Genomic DNA, 25,516 nt, shown 5'->3' on the forward strand with positions numbered 1-25,516 from the left:
TACAAATGTTAAGGGCCACCCCGTGTGGGGTGGCCCTTAACAGTGTGAATGTCCGGCGGCGTCCTACTCTCCCACGACCTCCCGGTCGCAGTACCATCGGCGCTGGCGGGCTTAACTTCCAGGTTCGGAATGGAGACTGGGTGTTTCCCCGACGCTATGGCCACCGAAACAATATGAGAACACTATCAACCAACCAAGACCACAAACCCCCACCTGCAGGGGTCTGGTTGCTGGGGTGACCGTATTCCGGGAACCGTACAGTGAACGCGAACATCAGTTACATAGCGCAGCTTGAAGTCGTCTGACAACCCGTCCTCTATGGAGGGGGTTGTGTGTGTGACAAGCCCTCGGCCTATTAGTACCAGTCAGCTCCACACCTTACGGCGCTTCCACTTCTGGCCTATCAACCCAGTGGTCTACTGGGGGCCTTACCCGGTTAACCCGGTGGGAGACCTCATCTTGAAGCGTGCTTCCCGCTTAGATGCTTTCAGCGGTTATCACTCCCGAACGTAGCCAACCAGCCGTGCTCCTGGCGGAACAACTGGCACACCAGAGGTTCGTCCACCCCGGTCCTCTCGTACTAGGGGCAGCCCTTCTCAAGTCTCCTGCGCGCGCAGCGGATAGGGACCGAACTGTCTCACGACGTTCTAAACCCAGCTCGCGTGCCGCTTTAATGGGCGAACAGCCCAACCCTTGGGACCTACTCCAGCCCCAGGATGCGACGAGCCGACATCGAGGTGCCAAACCATCCCGTCGATATGGACTCTTGGGGAAGATCAGCCTGTTATCCCCGGGGTACCTTTTATCCGTTGAGCGACGGTGCTCCCACATGCCACCGCCGGATCACTAGTTCCGACTTTCGTCCCTGCTCGACATGTCTGTCTCACAGTCAAGCTCCCTTGTGCACTTACACTCGACACCTGATTGCCAACCAGGCTGAGGGAACCTTTGAGCGCCTCCGTTACCTTTTAGGAGGCGACCGCCCCAGTCAAACTACCCACCAGGCACTGTCCCTGATCCGGATAACGGACCAAAGTTAGACAGCCAGAACAATCAGAGTGGTATTTCAACGATGACTCCACCCGAACTGGCGTCCGAGCTTCACAGTCTCCCACCTATCCTACACAAATTGTACCGACCACCAATACCAAGTTGTAGTAAAGGTCCCGGGGTCTTTCCGTCCTGCTGCGCGTAACGAGCATCTTTACTCGTAATGCAATTTCGCCGAGTCCACGGTTGAGACAGCGCCCAAGTCGTTACGCCATTCGTGCAGGTCGGAACTTACCCGACAAGGAATTTCGCTACCTTAGGATGGTTATAGTTACCACCGCCGTTTACTGGCGCTTAAGTTCAAAGCTTCGCCGGCCCTAAAGCCAGCTAACCTGTCCCCTTAACGTTCCAGCACCGGGCAGGCGTCAGTCCGTATACATCGAATTACTTCTTCGCACGGACCTGTGTTTTTAGTAAACAGTCGCTTGGGCCTGGTCTCTGCGACCATCACCGCTTCCACCAGTAAATGATGTAACGGATCCGGTCCCCCTTCTCCCGAAGTTACGGGGGCATTTTGCCGAGTTCCTTAACCATGGTTCACTCGATCGCCTCGGTATTCTCTACCTGATCACCTGTGTCGGTTTGGGGTACGGGCGGCTCTAACACTCACTGCGAAGTTTTTCTCGGCAGCATGGGATCATCCACTTCCCCTGAACGGGTCCGCCTCGGCTCTCAGGCTCAATGAGACACGGATTTGCCTATGCCTCGCCCTACCACCTTGCCCGCGGATCAGCTTGCGCCTACCATCGCCGCGGTTGGACTACCCTCCTGCGTCACTCCTCAATGCACCTACTACCACCTCGGGTCAAAACATCCACACCGCAACCCGAAGGTCTTGGCGCTTCCGTCTCTTAGCATCAGCGGGTTCGGTCGGGTCGTGTTAATGCCGGTACGGGAATATCAACCCGTTGTCCATCGACTACGCCTGTCGGCCTCGCCTTAGGTCCCGACTTACCCAGGGCAGATTAGCTTGACCCTGGAACCCTTGATCATCCGGCGGACGGGTTTCTCACCCGTCATTCGCTACTCATGCCTGCATTCTCACTCGTGCAGCATCCACAACTCCATCACTAGGCTGCTTCACACGCTGCACGACGCTCCCCTACCCACCCACACACCTGGACGACCACGAAGGTCGCCGGGTACTTGTGTGAGTGCCACAGCTTCGGCGGATTGCTTGAGCCCCGCTACATTGTCGGCGCGGAATCACTTGACCAGTGAGCTATTACGCACTCTTTCAAGGGTGGCTGCTTCTAAGCCAACCTCCTGGTTGTCTGGGCAACTCCACATCCTTTTCCACTTAGCAATCGCTTAGGGGCCTTAGCTGGTGATCTGGGCTGTTTCCCTCTCGACTACGGAGCTTATCCCCCGCAGTCTCACTGCCGCGCTCTCACTTACCGGCATTCGGAGTTTGGCTGATTTCGGTAAGCCGGTAAGCCCCCTAGACCATCCAGTGCTCTACCTCCGGTAAGAAACACGCGACGCTGCACCTATATGCATTTCGGGGAGAACCAGCTATCACGGAGTTTGATTGGCCTTTCACCCCTATCCACAGGTCATCCCCCAGGTTTTCAACCCTGGTGGGTTCGGTCCTCCACGCGGTCTTACCCACGCTTCAACCTGCCCATGGATAGATCACTCCGCTTCGGGTCTAGAGCATGCGACTAAAACGCCCTATTCAGACTCGCTTTCGCTACGGCTACCCCACACGGGTTAACCTCGCCACACACCACTAACTCGCAGGCTCATTCTTCAAAAGGCACGCCGTCACACCCCACAAGGAGATGCTCCGACGGATTGTAGGCAACCGGTTTCAGGTACTATTTCACTCCCCTCCCGGGGTACTTTTCATCTTTCCCTCACGGTACTAGTCCGCTATCGGTCACCAAGAAGTATTTAGGCTTAGCGGGTGGTCCCGCCAGATTCACACGAGATTTCAAGAGTCCCGTGCTACTTGGGAAAACACTCAAGAGTCACTGTCTTACGCCTACAGGGCTATAACCCACTACGGCTCAACATTCCAGAAGATTCGACTTCAACAGTGATTGATAACTCTTTAGACCCACGGCATTAGGTCTCGAATGCTCCCACGACCCCACATGCGCAACGCACGCCGGCTATCACACGCACATGGTTTAGCCTCATCCGCTTTCGCTCGCCACTACTCACGGAATCACTATTGTTTTCTCTTCCTGCGGGTACTGAGATGTTTCACTTCCCCGCGTTCCCTCCAGAACCCTATGTGTTCAGGCACTGGTAACTGGCTTTAGAATGCCAGCTGGGTTTCCCCATTCGGACACCCCCGGATCACAGCTCGGTTGCCAACTCCCCGGGGCTTATCGCAGGCTCCAACGTCCTTCATCGGCTCTTGGTACCAAGACATCCACCGATTGCCCTTAGTAGCTTGTCACAAAACAAACAAACAAAAAGCAAAATTACGCTACAAAGAGATGCTCGCGTCCACTATACAGTTCTCAAAATACGGGCAGGAAAACCAGCCCCAAACCACCACCTACCAGGCAGGCACCCAAACCAGGGAAACAACACACCCGATCCAGAACACCCACACCAACGGTTTGGTGAGAGCCAGCCCCAGCCACCACATCAACCAGTCACCCGGTTGATCCGTGACCCAGAAGAAACAGTCCCAAGACCCTTACGAGTCCAGAGCCCGATTCCTCAGGACCCAACAGCGCGCCTCGGCCATTCCACACACTCTCACTCACGTTCCACGCATCCACCCCGAAGGGCATCTGCAGTACTAGCTCGCTCGAGCAGCATCCTGGCCTAATGGTCAATGTTCCACAGTCCGAAGCACCATCGCCCTGGAACATTCGCCCAGGAAACGATGAATGGGCAGGCACTCTCGCGAGTAACCCACCGAAGTGCTCCTTAGAAAGGAGGTGATCCAGCCGCACCTTCCGGTACGGCTACCTTGTTACGACTTCGTCCTAATCGCCAGCCCCACCTTCGACGGCTCCCTCCACAAGGGTTAGGCCACCGGCTTCGGGTGTTGCCGACTTTCATGACGTGACGGGCGGTGTGTACAAGGCCCGGGAACGTATTCACCGCAGCGTTGCTGATCTGCGATTACTAGCGACTCCGACTTCATGGGGTCGAGTTGCAGACCCCAATCCGAACTGAGACCGGCTTTTTGGGATTCGCTCCACCTTACAGTTTCGCAGCCCTTTGTACCGGCCATTGTAGCATGCGTGAAGCCCTGGACATAAGGGGCATGATGACTTGACGTCATCCCCACCTTCCTCCGAGTTGACCCCGGCAGTCTCCTATGAGTCCCCACCATCCCGAAGGACGTGCTGGCAACATAGGACGAGGGTTGCGCTCGTTGCGGGACTTAACCCAACATCTCACGACACGAGCTGACGACAGCCATGCACCACCTGTATAGGACCCTTACGGACCCCGCATCTCTGCGAGATTTCCCTATATGTCAAACCCAGGTAAGGTTCTTCGCGTTGCATCGAATTAATCCGCATGCTCCGCCGCTTGTGCGGGCCCCCGTCAATTCCTTTGAGTTTTAGCCTTGCGGCCGTACTCCCCAGGCGGGGCGCTTAATGCGTTAGCTGCGGCACGGAGGACGTGGAATGTCCCCCACACCTAGCGCCCAACGTTTACGGCGTGGACTACCAGGGTATCTAATCCTGTTCGCTACCCACGCTTTCGCTCCTCAGCGTCAGGTAAGGCCCAGAGAGCCGCCTTCGCCACCGGTGTTCTTCCTGATATCTGCGCATTCCACCGCTACACCAGGAGTTCCGCTCTCCCCTGCCTACCTCTAGTCTGCCCGTATCGGAAGCAGGCTCGGGGTTAAGCCCCGAGTTTTCACTCCCGACGTGACGAACCGCCTACGAGCCCTTTACGCCCAATAATTCCGGACAACGCTCGGACCCTACGTATTACCGCGGCTGCTGGCACGTAGTTGGCCGGTCCTTCTTCTGCAGGTACCGTCACTCTCGCTTCGTCCCTGCTGAAAGAGGTTTACAACCCGAAGGCCGTCATCCCTCACGCGGCGTTGCTGCGTCAGACTTTCGTCCATTGCGCAATATTCCCCACTGCTGCCTCCCGTAGGAGTCTGGGCCGTGTCTCAGTCCCAGTGTGGCCGGTCGCCCTCTCAGGCCGGCTACCCGTCGACGCCTTGGTAGGCCATTACCCCACCAACAAGCTGATAGGCCGCGAGCCCATCCCCAACCGCCAGAACTTTCAACCAACCACCATGAGACAGTTGGTATTATCCGGTATTAGACCCCGTTTCCGAGGCTTATCCCAAAGTTGAGGGTAGGTTGCTCACGTGTTACTCACCCGTTCGCCGCTCGTGTACCCCCGAAGGGGCCTTACCGCTCGACTTGCATGTGTTAAGCACGCCGCCAGCGTTCGTCCTGAGCCAGGATCAAACTCTCCGTTGAAAAATATGACAAACCAGAAAACTGGTGAGTCGACACATCGAGTGATCCTTTGAATCAGAAACAAAACCATCAACTGGCTTGTCATCCGTATAAATTTCAAAGGAATCCGTCACAGACAACAACAAACCCCAACCCAAGATCAAAAGACCCAGAGCCCAGGAAGATTGTTCAATGCCTGTGAACGGGGATAATGCTAAATTTCGGCATTGACTTTCGGCACGCTGTTGAGTTCTCAAGAATCGGACGCACACCGCAGCTTGACCTTTCGGCCACGCTTCCGGGGCAACCTGCGCTACCTTACCGGATCAGATCCACCGAGTCAAGACCCGATTTTCTGACCATCCACCCGCATCCAAGCTACCGCCCCGGATCAGACAACCCGGTTCGGCTCAGCTAGCCTTGGGGGGTTCGGAGCGACCGGCCGCTTTCGCGTCCCGCGCCTCGCTCCAACAAGAAGAACATTACGTGGCTCGCAGGTAGCCGGTCAAATCGGTTCCCGGTGTGCTGAATCACAGGCCTGTAATTTGCCTTCGGCAACCCGGATGTGGGAGTGGAGCCCTCCCCCACACGGCGACCACACCGCGGCCACACTGGGACCGTCAGCCCTGGGCCGGCGACGCCAGAACCCCTGCAAATGAACGCTTCCCGCGCCGCAGTACGAGCACGCCGCCGGGCAGCAGGTCGTCCGTACCGGGCACGTACTCCGCGTCCTTCACCTTCTCGTTGTTCAGGTACCCGCCGCCCTCGGCCACCGTCCTCCGTGCAGCCGACTTGCTGGCGACCAGTCCGGACTTCACCAGCAGGTCGCCGTACGTTGGCATTGGTTCGCCGGCGCCCAGCTCCACATGGGGTGCTTCGCGCAGTGCCGCGACCAGCGTGGAGCCGTCGAGCGACCCCAACTCCCCCTGGCCGAACAGCGCCCTCGAAGCCTCCTGCACGCGCCGCGTCTCCTCGGCGCCGTGCACGAGCGTGGTCACGTCCTCCGCCAGTACGCGTTGCGCCTCGCGAGCCTGTGGACGTTCCGCGGTCGCCTGCTCGAGCGCGGCGATCTCCTCCGCAGTGCGGAAGGTGTAGAACCGCACGAGCTGCATGACGTCTCGGTCGTCGCTGTTGAACCAGAACTGGTAGAAGGCGTACGGCGAGGTCAGCTCCCGGTCGAGCCACACCGAGCCCGACTCGGTCTTCCCGAACTTGGTCCCGTCGGCCTTCGTCACCAACGGCGTGGCCAGCGCGTGCGCCTTCCCGCCGTCGCTACGCCGGATGAGCTCCACTCCGGCCGTCAGGTTCCCCCACTGGTCACTACCGCCGGTCTGCAGAGTGCAGTTGTGCCGGCGGTAGAGCTCCAGATAGTCCAGCGACTGCAGCAGCACGTAGCTGAACTCCGTGTAGCTGATCCCCTGCTCCAGCCGCGCCTTCACCACCTCGCGGCCGAGCATCCGGTTCACCGGGAAGTGCTTCCCGATGTCGCGGAGGAAGTCGAGGGTGTTGAGGTCCTTGGTCCAGTCGTAGTTGTTGACGATCCGCGCCGGGTTCGGCAGCGACTCGTCGAAGTCGATGAACTTCTCCACCTGGGCGCGGACCTTCTCGACCCACTGCTGGACGACGTCCTTCGGGTTCAGCACCCGCTCCGACGACTCCTTGGGGTCTCCGATCAACCCGGTGGCACCACCGACGAGGCCGATCGGGTTGTGACCGGCCAGCTGGAGCCGGCGCAGCGTCAGCAGCTGCAGCAGGTTCCCCATGTGCAGACTGGGCGCGGTGGGGTCGAAGCCGACATAAGAGGTGATCGGTCCCTCCGCCATCGCGGCCCGCAGGGCATCCGGGTCGGTGGAGTGGGCAATCAGGCCACGGCTCTCCAGGTCATCCAGTACCTGGGTGCGGCGTTCGGTCACTTGGTCTCTCCTCGAGTACGTCGGTCACCCCTAGTGTCCTGTACGCGGGCCAACCGACGCTCAGGTGGGTTCGGGACGTGTCAGTACGGCGCGGAGCTGCGGCCGGAGGGCATGTCCGTCCGGCCCCTGCACGGTCACCGCGGTGGGGCGGTGTGGGTCGTGTGCGCCCGGGTCCTGGTTCGGTACGGGGAGACCGTGGGACAGGACCTGCTCGGCCGGAGTCAGCTGGCGGATGCCGATGGCGAGCACGTGGTCCGGGTGGGACTGCGCGAAGTCGCCGTACAGCTGGGGGTCGTGCTGGCCGTCGTCGCCGATCAGCACCCAGCGCACATTGGGGAACTCGCGCGCCAGCCGGCGCAGTGCGGTCCGCTTGTGCTCCTGGCCGCTGCGGAACCAGCCTGTGTTCGTCGGCCCCCAGTCCGTCATCAGCAACGGCCCCGGCGGGTACCCGTGCCGCGCGAAGAACCGGGTCAGCGTCGGCGCGGTGTTCCACGCTCCCGTCGACAGGTAGAACATCGGCGCACCGGGATGATCGGCGAGCAGCTCGTCGTACAGCCCTGCCATTCCTGGTACGACGCGGCGCGCCTGCTCGTCGCGGACGAACGTGTTCCACGCGGCGATGAACGGACGCGGCAGCATCGTCAGGATGACTGTGTCGTCGATGTCGCTGACCAGTCCGAACGTCGCGTCCGGATCCGGTACGAAGATGCGCGCCCGGGCCTGCCGTTCGCCGTGGACGCCGAGCATGATCTCGTGCCACCCCGCCGGCAGCACCTCCGGCACGGTCAGGTCGATGAAACCGCCGCGATCGGTGACGGCGTCGTACGTCCGCCCGTTGACGGTGACCGACACCAGCACCTTGGTCGCCGGCGCGGTCACGAACACCCGCCAGCCGCGCACGATCTGGTCCTCGTCGTACCGCGGCTGGTTGCGCGGGTCCCGGCCGAGCACGACGCGCGCCAGCACCCGGACGAACTCGGTATTGCCGTAACCGACCTGCGGGATGATCCGCTCCTGCCAGCCACGACGCCGCAACACAGCCTGCACCCCGACGTTGAACCAGTCCTCGAGACGGGACGCGTAGTGCGGACGGGCCATACCAGAAACCTACCCGGAGCACGGTCCCCTAGTCGTCCTCACTCGCGCGCGGCGACAAGCTTTGACCCGCACTTCACGAACTGTCGGCGGCGTCTCCTACGGTCTCCCCATGACCAGTCTCGGAATGTGCTTCCCGCGTACCTTCCCGGCCGCCCTCGTGACCGACGTGGCGCGGCGTCTCGACCGCGGCGGCGCGGACGAGCTGTGGATCATCGAAGACTGCTTCTTCACTGCTGGTCCGTCGCTGGTATCGGCCGCGCTGACGGCGACCGAGCGGCTGACGGTCGGTCTCGGCATCGCGCCCGCGGTGGCGCGGACGGCGGCGGTGACGGCGATGGAGTTCGCGACGCTCGACGCGCTCGGGCCCGGGAGGTTCCTGCCCGGCATCGGTCACGGCGTGCAGTCGTGGATGGAGCAGATGGGTGTCCGGCCGAAGTCGCCCCTGACAACTCTCGAGGAAGTCACCACAACGGTCACCCGGTTGCTCGCCGGGGAACAGGTCAGCTTCGAGGGCAAGGCGGTGTACCTGAAGGACGTGAAGCTGGACGCGCCGCCGGTCACCCCGCCACCGATCCTGCTCGGCGTGATGGGTCCGAAGTCGATGGCACTGGCCGGGCGGGTCGCCGGCGGCGTCGTGCTCGCCGAGCCTGCGACACCGGCGTACGTGCGTCAGTCGGTGGAGTACGCCGGATCGCCGGATGGATTCGTGGTCGCGGTGTTCGCCGCGATGTGCGTGCGGGACGACCGCAAGGCGGCGTACGAGTGGACCGCGCCGTGGCTGGGCTGGCGGATCAGCGACAACCACCCGGGTGTGACCGCGCTGCCGTTCTTCGACGACATGAAGAAGCTGTTCGACGACTCCGGGGTCGACGGGCTGGTGGGGATGCCGACGGACTGGTGGACGCAGATCGGTGCGATCGGGACGCTCGACGACGCCGCCGCGCACGTTGATGCGCTGGAGGCGGCTGGGGTGCATCACATCGGGCTGTTCCCGGATCCGGAGGTGGAGCACGGGCTTCCGCAGCTCGACTACGTGCTGGAGCTGGCCAAGCGTTAGGCGCGGCGCTTCGGCACGTGCGGGCGGTACGGCGAGACCGTCGGGTCGCCCGGGATCCAGAAACGCCACGCGCGGTCGGCCGCCTCGCGCAGGCCGACCCGAGGCCCGGTGGACGGCTCGCCGGCGAAGCCGGGGCCGCGCAGGAGCTGGATCGGTGAGTCCTTCGCGAGCAGGTCGGTGCCGTTGCCCTCGCCTCTGATGCCGAGGGCAACACACAGGCGGGCAGGGCCGCGCGCGAGATCGCGGTCGGGGTTGACCTTCGGTCGCTTCACCACCGGGCCTTGCCTGACCTGATTGAAGGCGACCTTCTCGACGGCTGGCTGGCCGCGGCGGGCGCGGGCCAGCTCGACGCCTTCGACGATCTCGCCCGCGCGCAGCAGGACGGCCGATGGCTTCCCGGGCGGGCCGACGACGACGTTCATGCAGAAGTGCATGCCGTACGTGAAGTACACGTACAGGAAGCCGGGCGGGCCGAACATGATCGCATTGCGCGGGGTTTCGCCGCGATAGGCGTGCGAGCCCGGGTCGTTCAGGCCGTCGTACGCCTCGACCTCGGTGAGGCGTACGACGACAGTGCCCTCGTCGGTGGTGCTGCTGATCAACATGCCGAGCAGCTGAGGCGCCACTTCCAGCACAGGACCGGCAAGAAGCGAGCGGCGCACAGGCATGCCCAGCACCCTAAAGCACAGAGTCAGCCGAGGCGGGCGGTGTATTCCCCGGCTTTGGTGCGGAGCTCGCTCAGCTGAGCCTCTACCTGCGGCTGGGCTGTGCCGCCCCGGGTGTTGCGGGAGGCGAGGGAGCCCTGAACGGTGAGGACTGTGCGGACCTCGGGGGTGAGGTGGGGCGAGATGGCAGCCAGGTCCTCGTCCGACAGGTCCCACAGTTCGATCCCGCGCTTCTCGCAGGCCTGGACGCAGGCGCCGGCCAGCTCGTGCGCAACCCGGAACGGGACCTTCTGGCGGACCAGCCACTCGGCGATGTCGGTTGCCAGCGAGAAGCCCTGCGGTGCCAGCTCCTCCAGACGAGCGGTGTTGAACCGCAGCGTCCGGATCATCCCGGTGAACGCGGGCAGCAGGACCTCGAGGGTGTCGATCGAGTCGAAGACCGGCTCCTTGTCCTCCTGCAGGTCCCGGTTGTACGCGAGCGGCTGCGCCTTCAGCGTCGCGAGCAGACCGCTCAGGTTCCCGATCAGGCGGCCCGCCTTGCCGCGGGCGAGCTCGGCGATGTCCGGGTTCTTCTTCTGCGGCATGATGCTCGACCCGGTCGAGAACGCGTCGTCCAGCTCGACGAAACCGAACTCCTTCGTCGCCCAGATGATCACCTCCTCGGCCTGCCGGGACAGGTCCACGCCGATCTGCGCGGTGATGAACGCGAACTCCGCCACGAAGTCCCGCGACGAGGTCCCGTCGATCGAGTTCGCCGACGAGTTCGTGAAGCCCAGCTCATGAGCGACGAACACCGGGTCGAGCCCCAGCGAACTACCGGCCAACGCACCCGAGCCGTACGGCGAATCCGCTGCAACCCGGGCGTCCCAGTCGGCCAGCCGATCCAGGTCCCGGATCAGCGGCCAGGCATGCGCGAGCAGATGGTGCGACAGCAACACCGGCTGCGCATGCTGCAGATGCGTCCGTCCTGGCATGGCGATGCCGAGGTGCTGCGCAGCCTGATCCGCGAGCGCGTTCACCTGCTCGAGCACGAGCCGACCGATGATCCGGCCGTGCTCACGCAGATAGCTCTTGAACAGCGTCGCGACCTGGTCGTTCCGCGAGCGCCCGGCCCGCAGCCGACCGCCCAGCTCGGCACCGAGCCGGTCGAGTAGGCCGTTCTCCAGCGCGGTGTGCACGTCTTCGTCAGCATCAGCCGGCAAGAACTTCCCGGAGAGGACGTCCTCGAGCAGTCCGTCGAGACCGGCCAGCATTGCGGCCAGGTCCTCGTCGGTCAGCAGTCCCGCGCGGTGCAGCACCTTGGCATGCGCCTTCGACCCGGCGATGTCGTACGGCGCCAGTCGCCAGTCGAAGTCCGTCGACTTGCTCAACGCCGCCAACGCATCCGCCGGGCCGCCCGCGAACCGGCCGCCCCATAGTCCAGCAGTACTCAAGACAATTCCTTACTTCGGTTCACGTGCAGCCAAGGACAAGAAGCGGGCGGCGAGTGCCTCGCCGCCGACCGGGTTGCGGGACACGACCATCACGGTGTCGTCGCCGGCGATGGTGCCGAGTACGTCGTCCAGGCCCACGTGGTCGATCGCCGACGCGAAGTACTGGGCCGCACCCGGCGGGGTTCGCAGGATGACCAGATTGGCGCTGCCCTCGGCCGACACCAGCAGCTCGGACGCCACTCTGGCCAGGCGCGCCTCGAAGGCAGCTGCCTCGCCGGCTCGCGGCGTACGGTCACCGCCTTCACCCGGTACGGCGTACACGAGCTGGCCGGACGAATCGCGGACCTTCACCGCACCGATCTCGACCAGGTCGCGCGACAGCGTCGCCTGCCCGACGACCAGTCCGGACGCAGCGAGCAGGTCGGCCAACTCGGTCTGCGACCGCACCGGCTGCCGACCGAGCAGATCGACGATCCGTTGCTGACGCGCGGTCTTCGTAGTCGGTACGGCAACACTCATTCCCCGAAACTCCTCGCCAACAGCCACGACAGCAGCGCCTTCTGCGCGTGCAGCCGGTTCTCGGCCTCGTCCCAGACGACCGATTGCGGGCCGTCGATCACGGCCGCGTCGATCTCCTTGCCACGGTACGCGGGCAGGCAGTGCAGCACGATCGCATCTGGATTCGCCTTGGACAGCAGCTGCTCTGTCACGGCGTACGGGACGAACGGCGCCTCGCGCAAAGCGGCCTCGGCCTCCTGCCCCATCGACACCCAGGTGTCGGTGGCCAGCACATCCGCGCCGTCGGCCGCCGCGATCGCGTCCGCCGTCCATGCCACCGATCCCCCGGTCGACGCCGCGATCTCAGCCGCACGCGCCAGGATCGCGGGATCCGGCTGGTACTCCGCCGGCGATCCGACCACGACGTGCATGCCGGCGGTCGCGCCGCCCAGCAGGTACGAGTGCGCCATGTTGTTGGCGCCGTCGCCGAGATAGACCAGCTTCAGCCCGGCGGTCGAGCCCTTGTGCTGACGCACGGTCTGGAGATCGGCGAGGATCTGGCACGGGTGGAACTCGTCAGTGAGCGCGTTGATCACCGGCACCCGCGATGCCGCCGCCATCTCCTCGATCCGGCTCTGGCCGAAGGTCCGCCAGACGATCGCCTCGACCTGCCGGTCCAGCACCCGCGCGGTGTCCGCGATCGGTTCGCCGCGGCCCAGCTGCGAGGTCTGCGCGTCGATGACCAGCGGTACGCCGCCGAGCTCGGAGATCCCGACCGCGAACGAGATCCGGGTCCGCGTCGAGGTCTTGTCGAAGATCACCGCGACCGTCTTGGGCCCGCTCAACGGTTTGTGCCCGTGCCGGTCCCCCGCGAGCTGCGCGGCCAGCGTCAGTACTTCGTCCTGCTCGACCGGCGACAGATCGTCGTCACGAAGGAAGTGCCGAACCATCTACGCCTCCACCTTGTCGAGCAACCCCGGAAGGGCCGCGACGAAACTGTCCACGTCAGCCTTGCTCAGGATGTACGGCGGCGCCAGCCGCAACGCGTTCGGGATCGGATTGTTGATCACGAAGCCGGCCTCCAGCGCCAGCGCCGCCACCTGGTCCGACACCGGCTCGGTCAGCTCGATCGCCAGCAGCAGCCCGCGTCCGCGGACGCCCGCGATCATCGGGTGGTCGAGCGCGATGATCGACGACGCGAGGTGGTTGCCGACGGCATTCACCTGGGCGAGCAGCCCGTCCCGCTCGATCACGGTCAGCACCGCGAGGCCGGCGATCGATGCGACCGGGTTGCCGCCGAACGTCGTACCGTGGTTGCCCGGCTGCAGGAGGTCTGCCGCCGCGCCCAGCCCGATGCACGCGCCGATCGGGATGCCCGCGCCGAGGCCCTTGGCCACCGTCACGATGTCCGGCGTGATGCCCTCGGGCTCGAACGCGAACCACGTACCGGTCCGCCCGATCCCGGTCTGGATCTCGTCGATCCACAGCAGCGCACCGTGCTCGGCCGTGATGCTCCGAGCGGCCCGCAGGTATCCGGCCGGCGGTACGACGACCCCGTTCTCGCCCTGGATCGGCTCGAGTACGACGGCCGCCGTCTGGTCGTCGACGGCCGCGGCGAGCGCCTCGGCGTCGCCGTACGGGACGAACTCGACATCGCCGGGCAGCGGCGCGAACGCCTCGCGGTATGCCGGTTTCCAGGTCACCGCGAGCGCACCCATCGAGCGGCCGTGGAACGCGCCGACCGTCGAGACGATCTTGGTGCGGCCGGTCCGCCGGGTGATCTTGAAGGCCGCCTCGTTCGCCTCGGTGCCGGAGTTGGTGAAGAACACCTTGCCCGGGGCGTCGAAGAGACCGAGGAGTTTCTCGGCCAGCGCGATCTGCGGCGCGGAGGCGAAGAAGTTCGAGACGTGGCCGAGCGTGGCGAGCTGCGAGGTCACCGCGGACACCACGAACGGGTGCGCGTGACCGAGGCAGTTGACCGCGAGTCCGCCGAGCAGGTCGAGGTACTTGTTGCCGTCGGCATCCCACAGGTACGCGCCCTCGCCGCGCACCAGCACACGCTTCGGCGCACCGAACGTGTTCATCAGCGCACCCGCGTACCGCTCGGTGAGTGCGGCCTGGGAGCCGTCGACGGTGACAAGTTCGGTCATGACGGGATCACCTGGGTTCCACTTCCGGCGTCGGTGAAGATCTCGAGGAGCAGCGAGTGCGGCACGCGGCCGTCGATCACGGTCGCCCGGGACACGCCCGACTGGACCGCGCGCAGGCAGGCTTCCATCTTCGGCACCATGCCCGACGCCAGCGACGGCAGCAGCTCGGCGAGTTCGGCCGCGTCGATCTGCGTGATGATCTCGTCGCTGTCCGGCCAGTTCCGGTAGAGCCCGGCGACGTCGGTCAGGACGACGAGCTTCTCGGCGCCGAGCGCGACCGCGAGCGCGGCGGCCGCGGTGTCGGCGTTCACGTTGTGCGCCTGACCGTCCTCGTCCGGCGCGATCGTCGACACCACCGGGATCCGGCCGGCGTCGATCAGGTCGATCACCGCCTCCGGCCGTACGTCGACCACGTCGCCGACCAGTCCGATGTCGACCTGCTCGCCGTCGACGACCGCCGTACGGCGCTCCGCGGTGAACAAGCCCGCGTCCTCGCCGGACATGCCGACCGCGAACGGGCCGTGCGCGTTGAGCAGACCGACCAGTTCGCGGCCGACCTTGCCGACGAGGACCATGCCGACGACATCCATCGCCTCGGGCGTGGTGACCCGCAGACCGCCGCGGAACTCGCTGTCGATCCCGAGCCGGCCGAGCATGTCGCTGATCTGCGGTCCGCCGCCGTGCACGACGACGACCCGCACCCCGGCGTACCGGAGGAAGACGATGTCGGAGGCGAAGGCCTGCTTGAGTTTGTCGTCGACCATGGCGTTGCCGCCGTACTTCACGACGACCGTCTTGCCGTGGAACTCCTTGAGCCAGGGCAGGGCTTCGGTCAGTACCGCGGCCTTCTCGACCGCGTCTGCATGACTGTTCATGGGGCCTCCCGGCCTGGACTGAGGAGCGCAGGGAGCGCAGCGACTGGAGCGACGAGGGAAGGCCGGGAGTCACGGCCCCATGAGCCGCCGAGCGGCAGCGAGGCAAAATGCACAGTCACGAGGAGTAGGCCGAGTTCTCTTCGACGTAGGCGTGGGACAGGTCGGTGGTGAGCACCGTCGCGGACGCCGGGCCGGCGTGCAGGTCGATCAGTACGTCGATCTCGAGTCCGCTCAGATCCGCCTCGGAGCGGTCGACGCCCTTGCCGCCGGCGACACAGATGGCCGCGCCGTTCAGCGTGATGTCGAGCAGCGACGGGTCGAACGCGGTGGGTGCGTTGCCGACCGCCATCGCGATCCGGCCCCAGTTCGGGTCGGAGGCGAAGAACGCGGTCTTGCAGAGGTTGTCCTCGGCAACGACCTTGGCGGCGGCCAGCGCTTCGGCCTCGGTCGCGGCACCCTGAACGGTGATACTGACGTGCTTGGTGACGCCCTCGGCGTCGGCCTGCAACTGCTTCACCAGGTCAGCAGCCAGCACGGTCAGCGCCGCCTCGAACGCCTCGGGCGTGACGCGCACACCGGATGCGCCCGAGCTGAGCAGGAGCACGGTGTCGTTGGTCGACGTACCGCCGTCGACGTCGAGCCGGTTGAACGTCTTCGCGACCGCGTTGCGCAGCGCGTGGTCGAGATGCGGCTGGTCGAGCACAGCGTCGGTGGTGAGCACGCTCAGCATCGTCGCCATGTTCGGCGCGCACATGCCGGCGCCCTTCGCGAACCCGCCGATGCTCCAGCCGTCCGGGTGCCGCAACACGCCGAGCTTCGGCACGTTGTCGGTCGTCATCACCGCGGTGGCGGCGGACAGGTCGTGACCGGTCGTCGCGCCGAGGGCACCGACCGCGGTCTCGATCCCGGGGATCAGCTGGTCCATCGGGAGGCGTTCGCCGATCAGGCCGGTCGAGCAGACGCCGATCTGCGCCGCGCCGACGCCGAGCACCTCGGCCAGCTTCTCCGCGGTCTTGTGCGTGTCCTGGAAACCCTCCGGGCCGGTGCACGCGTTCGCGCCGCCGGAGTTCAGGACGACGGCCTTCAGCGCTCCGGCGGTCAGGACCTGCTGGGACCAGAGCACCGGCGCGGCCTTCACCTTGTTGGTGGTGAAGACGCCGGCGGCGACGTCGGACGGGCCGTCGTTCACGACCACGGTGAGGTCCGGCGTACCGGCGGGCTTGATCCCGGCGATCACCCCGGACGCACGGAAGCCGGCCGGCGCGGTGACCCCGGCGCTCCGATCGACTTGGGTGGCTGGGGTAACTGCGACGGTCACGGTGCGACTCCTACGAGGGGCAGGGCCTGGGTCTCGTCGAGACCGATGGCCAGGTTCATGCACTGCACGGCTCCGCCGGCGGTGCCCTTGGTGAGGTTGTCCATCGCGGCCACGATGACGGCGCGGCCGGTGCGCTGGTCGAGGGCTACTTGCAGCTGCACGGTGTTGGCGCCGAGGGTGGCCTGCGTCTGCGGCCATTGCCCCTCGGGCAGCACGTGCACGAACGGCTCGTTGCGGTAGGCATCTTCATACGTCTGCCGGAGCTTCGCGAGATCGGTGCCGTCGGCGATCGGTGCGCTGCAGGTGGCGAGGATGCCGCGGGCCATCGGGACGAGCACCGGCGTGAACGAGACGCTGACCGGCTGATCGGCGTACGGCGTGAGGTTCTGCTCGATCTCCGGGGTATGCCGGTGCACGCCGCCGACGCCGTACGCCGACGCCGAGCCCATCACCTCCGCCCCGAGCAGATGCGCCTTCGGTGCCTTGCCCGCGCCCGACGTACCGCTGACCGCGACCACCACCAGCTGGGTGGGATCGACAAGCCCGTGCTGTACGGCGGGAAGGAGGGCGAGGGTGGAGACGGTGGGGTAACAACCCGGTACGGCGACCCGGTTCGACCCGCGGAGCTTGTCCCGCTGTCCGGGGAGCTCCGGGAGCCCGTACGGCCACGAGCCGGCGTGCTCGCCGCCGTAGAACTCGACCCACGCCTCGGCCTCGGTCAGCCGGAAGTCCGCGCCGCAGTCGATCACGGTGACGTCCTCGCCGAGCTGGTCGGCGATTCCGGCGGACTGTCCGTGCGGCAGGGCCAGGAACACCACGTCGTGACCGGCGAGATTCTCCGCCGTGGTCTCGACCAGGATGCGCCCGGCCAGCGGCACGAGGTGCGGGTGGTGCACGCCGAGCGCCGTACCGGCGTTCCCGCCGGCGGTCAGGGCGCCGATCTCCACCTCGGGGTGGCTGCTCAGCAACCGGAGCAGCTCGCCTCCCGCGTACCCACTGGCTCCGGCCACCGCCACCTTCACGCTCATGTGAATGAGTATGCCATGAAGCGGATGAATATCCAACAAGCTCTCAGCTCCTGGACCACCAGCCAACCACGTGCTGTGACGCGCGTCATGTCACACGGCGCGTGCCGCCGCGTGTCCAGGGGTCGACGACGAACTCTGGAGGGTGAGATGGCGCGGATCGCGTTGGAGCATCGGCGGGGCTGGTTTGTCCGGCTGGCGGAGTGGGGCAGCCGGCGGAAGTACGGGACGGTGCTGGAGCCGGGGCAGGCGGCGCTGCACAACCGGCGGGTGCTGGTGTCGATGCTGCTGCTGGAGGGGTCTGCGGCTCGCTGGAACAAGCTGGACCCGGAGCTGAAGGCGCTCGCGGTGATGGTGACGTCGGCGCGGATCGGATGCAGCTGGTGCATGGACTTCGGCTACTGGGAGTTCCATCACCAGGGTGTCGCCCAGGCCAAGCTGCGCGATGTGCCAGGGTGGCGGGACAGCGACGTCTACTCGGATCTGGAGCGCGCGGTGATGGACTACGCCGAGGCGATGACGGCGACCCCGCCGGAGGTCACCGACGAGCAGGTCGAGCGGTTGCGCGCCGACCTCACCGACGAGCAACTGGTCGAGCTCACGTCGGTCATCTCGCTGGAGAACTACCGCTCCCGCACCAACGCCGCCCTCGGGTTGACCAGCCAAGGCTTCAAGGAGACCTGCGAACTGAGGCCGGTCAAATGACCGATGAGCAGTTGGCGAGCGAGTTCGCCGAGCACCGGTCCGTGCTGGTCGGGGCGGCGTACCGCGTCGTCGGCAGCGTGAGCGACGCGGAGGACGTGGTCCAGGAGGCGTGGCTGCGGTGGACCGGGGTCGACCACGACGAGGTGCGAGACACGCGGGCCTATCTGATCCGCATCACGACCCGGTTGGCGCTCAACCGGCTGCGGGAGCAGAAGGCCCGACGGGAGCAGTACGTCGGCCCGTGGTTGCCGGAGCCCCTCGCGACGGACGACGACCCCGAGGCCGCGGTCGAGCTCGCGGATTCGGTCAGCATGGCGATGCTCGTCGTACTCGAGACGCTGTCTCCGCTCGAGCGCGCGACGTTCGTACTGCGTGAGGTGTTCGACCTCCCGTACGACGAGATCGCGGACACGCTCGGCCGGTCCGAGACCGCCGTACGGCAGCTCGCCCATCGCGCCCGCGAGCACGTCCACGCGCGTCAGCCGCGGCACCACGTCGACAAGGCACGCCACGACGAGGTGACGATGCGGTTCATGCAGGCGGCCGGGTCGGGCGACTTCGACCAGGTGGTCGCGTTGCTCGCGCCGGACGCCGTACTGATCAGCGACGGCGGCGGCAAGAAGAAGGCCGCACTCCGGCCGATCCACGGCGCGGACAAGATCGCCCGCTGGCTGTTCGCGGTGATCGCGGAGAACCCGGGCTTCGAGATCCGGATGGGCACGCTGAACGGCGAGATCGCCTACATCGCGTACGACGGGGACGCGCCGGACACGGTCGCGTTCCTGAAGAGCGACGACGGCCTGATCAGCGAGCTGTACCTGATCCGGAACCCGGACAAGCTGGAACACATCCACTGAGCCGTAGACTATCTGCAACTCAGTCGCAGATGGAGGTGCGGTGAAGTACCTGGTGAAGGACCCGGACGAGGTGCTCGACCCGGGGCTGCGGGCGGACCTGCTCGATACCTGGGTCGCGGCGACGAACGCGGGCGGCGCGGTCGGGTTCACGGCGCCCGCGCCGGTCGGGCAGATCGCCGAGACCCTCGACGCCGCACTCGGCCGGGTCGCGGCCGGGCTGGACCTGCTCGGTGTGCTGCACAACGGTGAGCGGTACGTCGGGATGGGTCTGCTGGTGAGCCGCGGGAGTTGGCTGCAGGAGCATTGGCGCACGGTGCTCCGGGTGATGGTCCATCCGGAGCACCAGGGCAACGGCGCCGGCTGCGTGTTGATGGAGGGGTTACGCGGATCGGCGGTCGACCTCGGCCTCGAGCAGCTCCAGCTGACGATCCGGGACGGGCTCGGTCTGGAGAAGTTCTACGGTCCGCTCGGCTACCGCGTCGTCGGCACCCACCCGCGCGCGATCCGCCTCGCTCCCGACGACTACCGCGACGAGCTCATGCTCGTGCAGGACCTATCGCCTGCATCTCGACAGGAGGTGTCGGGCGTCCGCTGGTGCACCTGAGCCTGCGCGTACAGCGTCGCGCGGGTGCACTACCTGTCGAGATGCTGATTTCCCTGAGGCTAGCGGCGGGTTCGGGCCAGGAGGGTGGCGCCCAGGGCTGCGACCAGGCTGCCGAGAGTGAGGACGATCGCGGGCGGGCCGCCGGTTGGTGGGAGTTCGGCGCGGTTGAGCGGGCGGGGGCCCTCGGTGGGTTGGGCGCCGACGGTGAACTTGACCGGGGCGGTGGCCGTGCCGATCTGGTAGGTCGCCTTGGCGGTGCCGGTGAAGGCAGCGGCCGGTTTCAGGGTGACCGTGCCGTCGCCGGCGACCGACCAGGTGCCTGCACCGTCGGTGATGTGCTTGGCGCAGGTGCCGGTGGTTGTGCGGAGGCAGACCGAGCTCGGTTTGATCGCGCCGCTGTCGTTGAGGAGCGGGTTGACGGCGACCGGGTTGCCCGGCGTACCGGTTGCTGTGTCGGGCACTGCCTTGATCAGCAGCGGTCCCGCGACAGTCACGTCGAGGAGCGCGGTGTCGGAGGTGCCGTTCGCATCGGCAACTCGGTAGGCCAGCGATCGCGTCGTACCGACGAAGCCCTTCGCGGGCGTGTAGCTGATGGCGCCGTCGGCGTTGACCGCATATGTGCCTTCGCGTGGGACGGCGACGGACTTCTTCTCCTTGCCGTCGGCCGGGTCGCGCAGTACGACGGATGCCGGTCGGAGCGGGGCGGACGGGTCGCCGGGTTTGTCGTTGTCGAGGACCGGCACCACGACCGCCGTACCGAAGGCCGTGTTCGCGTCGTCGTCCACGATGACGGGTCGCACCGGCGTGACGGTGACGGTGATGGTTGCGCGGGCCGAGTTCTGGTTCGAGTCCTTGACGTCGTACGCCGTCGGTCGTGCCGTGCCCGTGAATGCGGCGACTGGACTGAACGTGACCTTGCCGTCAGCAACGACATACGTGCCCTGCCCGGCGACCGCCAGCTGGTCGACGAGCGCGCCGTCCGGCCCGACGAGGAGCAGCGAGTCGGGGTCGAGCTTCGCACCTGGACCTGGCTTGTCGTTCGCGAGCGGGTCGATCGTCACCGCGACGTGCTGCTTGGTCCGCGTTACATCCGGCACCGCCACCGGACGATCCTGCACCGTGATCGTCAGCGTGCCGTCGCCGACGGTTCCGTTGCGGTCGGCAACCTGGTATCCGACCGGAACCGTCACCCCGGCGAACCCATCCACGGGCGCGAACTGGATCGCACCGGTCGGCTGCACCGTGAAGGTCCCCTCCCCCGGCACAGTCAGCGTCGCCACCGCATTCCCGGTCGAGGGATCAACAAGCCGCACGTCGCCCAACGGCGCACTCACATCACCCGGCTTGTCGTTCGCGAGTACGTCGACCGTCACCGGGGTCTCGTACGGCGTCGTCGCCGTGTCGTCCGCGATCACCGGCGTGACCGGCGCGACCGTGATCGTCACCGCCGCACTCGCCTTGTTCCCGGTGGTGTCGGTGACCTGATAGGCGACCGATACGACCCCGCGGTACGCCGGCTCCGGATCGAACGCGATCTTCCCGTTGGCGACCGTGAACACCCCCTGCCCCGGAATCGTCACCTTCTGACTCCAGGACCCGCCGTACACCTGCACGCTGGTCCGATCGAGCTGCGCGCCGGTCCCCGGTTCGTCGTTCGCGAGCGGATCGACGGTGACGTTCACGTTCTGCTTGGTGGTCGCGACATCCGCCACCGCCGACGGACCCTTGCCGACGGTCAGCACCAGCAGACCTTCGGCGGTCGTCCCGTTGCTGTCGGCAATCCGGTACGTCGCCGGCGTCGTCACGCCCTCGAACCCCTTCGCCGGCGCGAACGTGACCACCCCGTCACCGCCGACGCGGTAGGTTCCCTCGCCGGCCCGTGTCATGGTCTTGCCGTAGTGCCCGGCCGCATCCTTCATCACCAGACTCGACGGGACCAGTGGAGCGGACGGATCACCTGCCTTGTCGTTCGCCAGCACGTTCACGGTGACCGGATGTCCGTACGGCGTGATCGCCGAGTCCCCGACCGCCACCGGCCGGACCGGCGTCACCGTCAGGCTCAACGTCGTCGCCGCGTAGTTGCCGTCCGAGTCCGCGACCCGGTAATGGATCGCGAGCGCCTTACCCTGGAACGCCGGCAGCGGATCGAACTCGATCGACCCGCTCGGCTGTACGGCGTACGTCCCCTGCTTGGCGACCGTCAGCTTCTTCACGTAGCCGGTCTCGTCGAGCAGGTCGACCGAACCGCGGTCGAGGGTCGCGTCCGTGCCCGGAACGTCGTTGGACAGCACGTTCACCGTCACGGTCACGTTCTGCAGCGTGGAGGCGGTATCGGCGACGGCGACCGGCGGTTTGCCGACCGTGACGGTCAACCGCGCCGTCGTCGTGGTCCCGTTGCTATCAGCAACCTGGTAGGTCAACGGCGTACCCGGGCCGCGGAAGGTCGCGGCAGGATCGAACTGCACCACTCCCCCGACGGCGGTGTACACGCCTTCGTTCGGGATCCGCACCGTTGCCTTCGGCGATCCATCGGTCGGGTCGACGAGCCGCAGACTCCCCGGCACCAGCGGCGCCGACGCGTCACCGGGCTTGTCGTTCGCGAGCACCGTGACCGCGACGGTCTTCCCGTAGGGTGTCCGCGCGGTGTCGTCGGCCGCGACCGGCGTGATCGGGGTGACCGTGACCGTGATCGTCGACCGCGCGGTCTGACCGAACCAGTCGGAGATCCGGTACGTCACCTTGGTCGTCGTACCGGTGAATCCTGGCAGCGGGTCGACGAGCACCGTGCCATCCGGGTTGACCTGATAGGCGGCCTGTCCCGGGATCTGCACGACTTTCTTCAACGACCCATCTGCCGGATCCATGAGCACGAGGCTGAGTGGATCGAGCCCGGATCCACGCCCGGCGGTGTCGTTGCCCAACGGCTTCACCAGCAGCGGGAAGTTCTGCTTGCCGGTCGCGGTGTCGGGCGCGGCGGTCGGCGCGGGTGGTTTGGCGACCGTGACGGTCAGCGTCGCCGTCGTCGTCGTACCGTTCACGTCCGAGACACGGTAGGTGACCGGCGTCGCCGCGCCGGTGAACTTCGGCATCGGGTCGACGACGACTTCGCCTTCGGCCGTCGCCGTGTACGTCGCCTGGCCGGCGATCATGACCGTTGCCGTCGGCTCCTTCGTCGTCGGGTCGATCAGCCGCACGCTGCTCGGCACCAACGGCACGGACGGGTCACCCGCGTCATCGTTCGCGAGCACTGGCACAGTCGCGTTCGTGTCGTACGGCGTAGTCGCGGTGTCATCGGACGCGTCGGGCTGCACCTTCGTCACCCGCACGGTCAGCGTCGACCTGCCGACGGCATCGTTGCTATCAGCAACCTGATACGGGATCGAGGTGGCGGTGCCGTTGAACGTCGGCAACGGCTCGAACAGCACCTGGCCGTCTGACTTCACCGTGTACTTGCCCTGACCGGTGACGACGAGACTCGTCAACGGATCCCCGTCGGACAGCGCCAGCAATCGCACGCTCTCCGGCTTCAGCGCGGCACCGGTGGGGCCGGGCTTGTCGTTGTCGAGGACGGCGATGACCACCGAACGTCCCTGCAACGTGGTGATCGTGTCCGGGTTCGCGACCGGCGGTCCGGGTGCGTCGACTGAGACGGTGAGCTCGGCGCGCGCCGCCGTACCGTTCTTGTCGAGGACCTGATAGGTCAGCGTGGTGCCGACGCCTTTGAACCCGTGCACCGGCTGGAAGGTCACCTCGCCGGCTGCGACCAGATAGGTGCCCTGCTGGGCTATCGTCACCTTGTCGACGAGCTGCTTGGTGACCGGGTCGACCAGGCGGAGCGTCGTCGGCACGAGTGGTGCGTCCGGCGAGCCGGGGAGATCGTTGTCGAGCACGGGTACGACGACATCGGTGTCGAACGCGGTCGAGATCGAGTCGCCATTGGCCGTCGGCGTGACCGGCGTGACTGTCACGACGAGCGTCGACTCGGCGGTCTGGCGGGTGGTGTCGGCGACGCGGTAACCGATCGAGGTGCCGACCCCGACGAACTGCGGCTGCGGTACGAAGTCCACGCCGCCACCGGGCTTCACGACGTACTGACCCTCGCCGGCGATCACCACCTTCTTCTTGAAGGTGGCATCGGCCGGATCGCGCAGTACGACGGAACCGGTGTCCAGCTGCACGCCGGCGGCAGCGTGGTCGTTGGCCAGTGGCTTGACGGACACGCTGACGTTCTGCGGGGTGGTCGCGGTGTCGGGCACGGCCACCGGGCGATCCGGGAGGGACACCGTGACGGTGAGTTCCGCGGTCGCCGTGATGCCGTTGCTGTCGGCCACGCGGTACGTGACCGGCTTGGCGGGACCGACGAACCCGGGCACCGGCTCGACGCGGATCGTGCCGTCGGACTTGGCGACGTACTTCGCCTGGCCGACCACGTTCACCATCTCGACGCATTTGCTGCCGTCGACGAGGCACAGGGTCGCCGGTGCGAGTGGCGCCGACGGATCGCCCGGCTTGTCGTTGGAGAGCACCGGCACGATGACCGCGGTGTTGAACGCGGTCGTCGCGCTGTCGTCGGTCAGGACCGGCGGTGGCGGCGGCGTGATCGCGAACGGGTAGTCCTCGACCTCGCCGGAGTCGGCTGCCCCAGTCGGGTTCTCGACCTGAGCGTCGTTGTAGCCGACCCGCACACGCGCGTACGACGCTCCGGCTTTGGGAGCGATCTCCGACCACCTCAGCGTGACGGTCGTTTGCTTGGCAGCGAACGCGGCGCAGGCTCGCTCGCCCGGCTCGAAGGTGCCGTTGCCGTTGAGGTCGATCCAGGCGCACGCGCGGCCGGCCTTCGACGTACCGGCCAGCTGCAGGTCGGCCGAGTACATCGTCTGGTTGGTTCGCAGCGGCTTGAAGACGACACCGTCATCAGCCTGATCCGGTGTTGCGGGGCCGGTCGTGCTGTTCGCGACATCGGCGTTGTCCTCGGTGACGTCCTTCCCGAGCTGTACGTCGCTGAGCACCGACCACGCTGCGCCGTACGACGTCGGCGCGTCACCGAAGTCCTCGGGGGTGGACGCGACGATCGAGAACGCGTCGCCGGAGGAGGCGTTGTTGATCGCCGGGAGCTTCGGGTGCTTGGTGAACTGCGCGGTGATCGCGAACGTGAGCTTGCTGACGATGCCGTTCACCCGGACCGATCCGCACGCCGCGGTCGCTGAGGTGTCGAGCCCGGACGGGGACTTGGTGTTCACGCAGTTCGGGCCGGTGTCGTGGTTGGCGGCGGTGATCGTGTCGCTGGTGACGGCGAGGTTGTTGCCTTGACCGAGCTTCGTCAGGCTGAGGCCGGCGGTGGTCAGCTTCAGGATCGAATGGAGCTCGGACTGCGCGATCGGCTTGCCGCTCTCGGTCCGGGTGACGGAGCCGCCGATGCCGCCGAGGTGGAGGACGGGGTTGCGGACGGGCTGCGAGAACGCGATCGTCACCGCGCCGCGATCGCCGCAACCGCCGGTCGACGCGCAGTCGCCGGTGTTCACGACGATGTCCTGCGCCGGGACGCTCTTGCCGATCGCGGGTTGGTAGGTCGTCGGGCCGATGCCGCGGAATCCCGCGGTGGTCGGATCACCGAGCTCGGTGTGCCCGCTCGCCGTGATCGTCTGCCGCAACCCCGAACCCGGCATGACCGCGGTCGCCTGGTCGGTGAACGGAGTGGCCGGCACCTGGTACGCGTTCGCGGTGACAGTGCCGAGGCTCAACAGGCCGGTGGCAAGGAGAATGGCCCCCGGTCGGGTAGCCCGCATGTGTCCCGCCCTCCCGAGCAATCAGGGTGCCGAAGTGCATCGGCCGCGGGCGGGCGGACCTGCGTAGACACAACGGTCTGCG

General features: G+C 66.1%; 15 protein-coding genes and 3 rRNA genes. 4 read left to right on the forward strand and 14 right to left on the reverse strand.

Features of this window, described 5'->3' with window-relative positions:
• Nucleotides 1–50: 50 nt before the first annotated feature.
• From rrf to OHA10_RS00025, 5 genes are all read right to left on the reverse strand, one after another.
• Nucleotides 51–168 (reverse strand): 5S ribosomal RNA (rrf, locus tag OHA10_RS00005).
• A gap of 167 nt (nt 169–335) precedes the next feature.
• Nucleotides 336–3,460 (reverse strand): 23S ribosomal RNA (locus tag OHA10_RS00010).
• Nucleotides 3,461–3,946: 486 nt separating this feature from the next.
• A 16S ribosomal RNA gene (locus tag OHA10_RS00015) occupies nt 3,947–5,471 on the reverse strand.
• Together the 16S, 23S and 5S rRNA genes form the textbook arrangement of a ribosomal RNA operon.
• 599 nt (nt 5,472–6,070) lie before the next feature.
• On the reverse strand, nt 6,071–7,363 hold the full coding sequence (gene tyrS, locus OHA10_RS00020) for a tyrosine--tRNA ligase (protein WP_371404069.1): 1,293 nt from the start codon (nt 7,361–7,363) through the stop codon (nt 6,071–6,073).
• Nucleotides 7,364–7,423: 60 nt separating this feature from the next.
• Nucleotides 7,424–8,461 carry an App1 family protein gene (locus OHA10_RS00025; protein WP_371404070.1) on the reverse strand — a complete coding sequence of 346 codons (1,038 nt, stop codon included), beginning with the start codon at nt 8,459–8,461 and terminating at the stop codon, nt 7,424–7,426.
• Between the two features lie 109 nt (nt 8,462–8,570).
• On the opposite strand from OHA10_RS00025, the gene OHA10_RS00030 reads away from it, so the two are divergent.
• Entirely contained in the window at nt 8,571–9,518 is a 948-nt protein-coding gene (locus tag OHA10_RS00030) for an LLM class flavin-dependent oxidoreductase (protein WP_371404071.1), read from the forward strand.
• On the opposite strand, the gene OHA10_RS00035 is transcribed toward OHA10_RS00030, so the two are convergent.
• The 8 genes from OHA10_RS00035 to argC all read right to left on the reverse strand — a co-directional run bounded on the left by OHA10_RS00035 (nt 9,515) and on the right by argC (nt 17,485).
• Nucleotides 9,515–10,186: a DNA-3-methyladenine glycosylase gene (locus OHA10_RS00035; RefSeq protein ID WP_371404072.1), complete on the reverse strand. Its 672-nt coding sequence runs from the start codon at nt 10,184–10,186 to the stop codon at nt 9,515–9,517. The genes OHA10_RS00030 and OHA10_RS00035 overlap by 4 nt on opposite strands.
• Before the next feature lie 23 nt (nt 10,187–10,209).
• Nucleotides 10,210–11,622 (reverse strand): argininosuccinate lyase, encoded by a 1,413-nt coding sequence (argH, locus tag OHA10_RS00040; RefSeq protein WP_371407888.1) that lies wholly within the window; start codon nt 11,620–11,622, stop codon nt 10,210–10,212.
• Nucleotides 11,623–11,625: 3 nt separating this feature from the next.
• Complete coding sequence (locus tag OHA10_RS00045; RefSeq protein WP_371404073.1) at nt 11,626–12,135, reverse strand: arginine repressor; 510 nt, start codon at nt 12,133–12,135, stop codon at nt 11,626–11,628.
• Entirely contained in the window at nt 12,132–13,064 is a 933-nt protein-coding gene (argF, locus tag OHA10_RS00050) for an ornithine carbamoyltransferase (protein WP_371404074.1), read from the reverse strand. Before argF ends, OHA10_RS00045 begins: the two co-directional genes overlap by 4 nt.
• The gene (locus OHA10_RS00055) at nt 13,065–14,264 is read right to left on the reverse strand and encodes an acetylornithine transaminase (RefSeq protein WP_371404075.1); all 1,200 of its coding nucleotides are present in this window, start codon (nt 14,262–14,264) and stop codon (nt 13,065–13,067) included. It abuts the gene before it with no gap.
• Entirely contained in the window at nt 14,261–15,139 is an 879-nt protein-coding gene (gene argB / locus OHA10_RS00060) for an acetylglutamate kinase (RefSeq protein WP_371404076.1), read from the reverse strand. The genes OHA10_RS00055 and argB overlap by 4 nt, the downstream gene beginning before the upstream one ends.
• Before the next feature lie 115 nt (nt 15,140–15,254).
• Nucleotides 15,255–16,457 carry a bifunctional glutamate N-acetyltransferase/amino-acid acetyltransferase ArgJ gene (gene argJ, locus OHA10_RS00065; RefSeq protein ID WP_371404077.1) on the reverse strand — a complete coding sequence of 401 codons (1,203 nt, stop codon included), beginning with the start codon at nt 16,455–16,457 and terminating at the stop codon, nt 15,255–15,257.
• Nucleotides 16,454–17,485 carry an N-acetyl-gamma-glutamyl-phosphate reductase gene (gene argC / locus OHA10_RS00070; protein WP_371404078.1) on the reverse strand — a complete coding sequence of 344 codons (1,032 nt, stop codon included), beginning with the start codon at nt 17,483–17,485 and terminating at the stop codon, nt 16,454–16,456. Before argC ends, argJ begins: the two co-directional genes overlap by 4 nt.
• Before the next feature lie 147 nt (nt 17,486–17,632).
• Between argC and OHA10_RS00075 the strand changes: the two genes are divergently transcribed.
• Genes OHA10_RS00075 through OHA10_RS00085 form a run of 3 tightly spaced genes read left to right on the forward strand, consistent with a single transcriptional unit; the run spans nt 17,633 to nt 19,648 of the window.
• Complete coding sequence (locus OHA10_RS00075) at nt 17,633–18,187, forward strand: carboxymuconolactone decarboxylase family protein (RefSeq protein ID WP_371404079.1); 555 nt, start codon at nt 17,633–17,635, stop codon at nt 18,185–18,187.
• Nucleotides 18,184–19,044 (forward strand): RNA polymerase sigma-70 factor, encoded by an 861-nt coding sequence (locus tag OHA10_RS00080; protein WP_371404080.1) that lies wholly within the window; start codon nt 18,184–18,186, stop codon nt 19,042–19,044. Before OHA10_RS00075 ends, OHA10_RS00080 begins: the two co-directional genes overlap by 4 nt.
• 40 nt (nt 19,045–19,084) lie before the next feature.
• Nucleotides 19,085–19,648: an N-acetyltransferase family protein gene (locus tag OHA10_RS00085; RefSeq protein WP_371404081.1), complete on the forward strand. Its 564-nt coding sequence runs from the start codon at nt 19,085–19,087 to the stop codon at nt 19,646–19,648.
• A gap of 59 nt (nt 19,649–19,707) precedes the next feature.
• Here OHA10_RS00085 and OHA10_RS00090 read toward each other — a convergent pair whose 3' ends face one another.
• A complete protein-coding gene (locus OHA10_RS00090; RefSeq protein WP_371404082.1) occupies nt 19,708–25,434 on the reverse strand; it encodes an Ig-like domain-containing protein in 5,727 nt (1,908 codons plus the stop codon).
• Nucleotides 25,435–25,516 lie beyond the last annotated feature (82 nt).

The sequence above is a fragment of the Kribbella sp. NBC_00662 genome (assembly GCF_041430295.1).
In the GTDB taxonomy this organism is placed as follows: domain Bacteria; phylum Actinomycetota; class Actinomycetes; order Propionibacteriales; family Kribbellaceae; genus Kribbella.

Coding starts and splice junctions, on each gene's coding strand:
- OHA10_RS00025 (WP_371404070.1), bottom strand. CDS start 8,461: ATGGCCCGTCCGCACTACGCGTCCCGTCTCGAGGACTGGTTCAACGTC.
- OHA10_RS00030 (WP_371404071.1), top strand. CDS start 8,571: ATGACCAGTCTCGGAATGTGCTTCCCGCGTACCTTCCCGGCCGCCCTC.
- OHA10_RS00035 (WP_371404072.1), bottom strand. CDS start 10,186: ATGCCTGTGCGCCGCTCGCTTCTTGCCGGTCCTGTGCTGGAAGTGGCG.
- OHA10_RS00045 (WP_371404073.1), bottom strand. CDS start 12,135: ATGAGTGTTGCCGTACCGACTACGAAGACCGCGCGTCAGCAACGGATC.
- argF (WP_371404074.1), bottom strand. CDS start 13,064: ATGGTTCGGCACTTCCTTCGTGACGACGATCTGTCGCCGGTCGAGCAG.
- OHA10_RS00055 (WP_371404075.1), bottom strand. CDS start 14,264: ATGACCGAACTTGTCACCGTCGACGGCTCCCAGGCCGCACTCACCGAG.
- argB (WP_371404076.1), bottom strand. CDS start 15,139: ATGAACAGTCATGCAGACGCGGTCGAGAAGGCCGCGGTACTGACCGAA.
- argC (WP_371404078.1), bottom strand. CDS start 17,485: ATGAGCGTGAAGGTGGCGGTGGCCGGAGCCAGTGGGTACGCGGGAGGC.
- OHA10_RS00075 (WP_371404079.1), top strand. CDS start 17,633: ATGGCGCGGATCGCGTTGGAGCATCGGCGGGGCTGGTTTGTCCGGCTG.
- OHA10_RS00080 (WP_371404080.1), top strand. CDS start 18,184: ATGACCGATGAGCAGTTGGCGAGCGAGTTCGCCGAGCACCGGTCCGTG.
- OHA10_RS00090 (WP_371404082.1), bottom strand. CDS start 25,434: ATGCGGGCTACCCGACCGGGGGCCATTCTCCTTGCCACCGGCCTGTTG.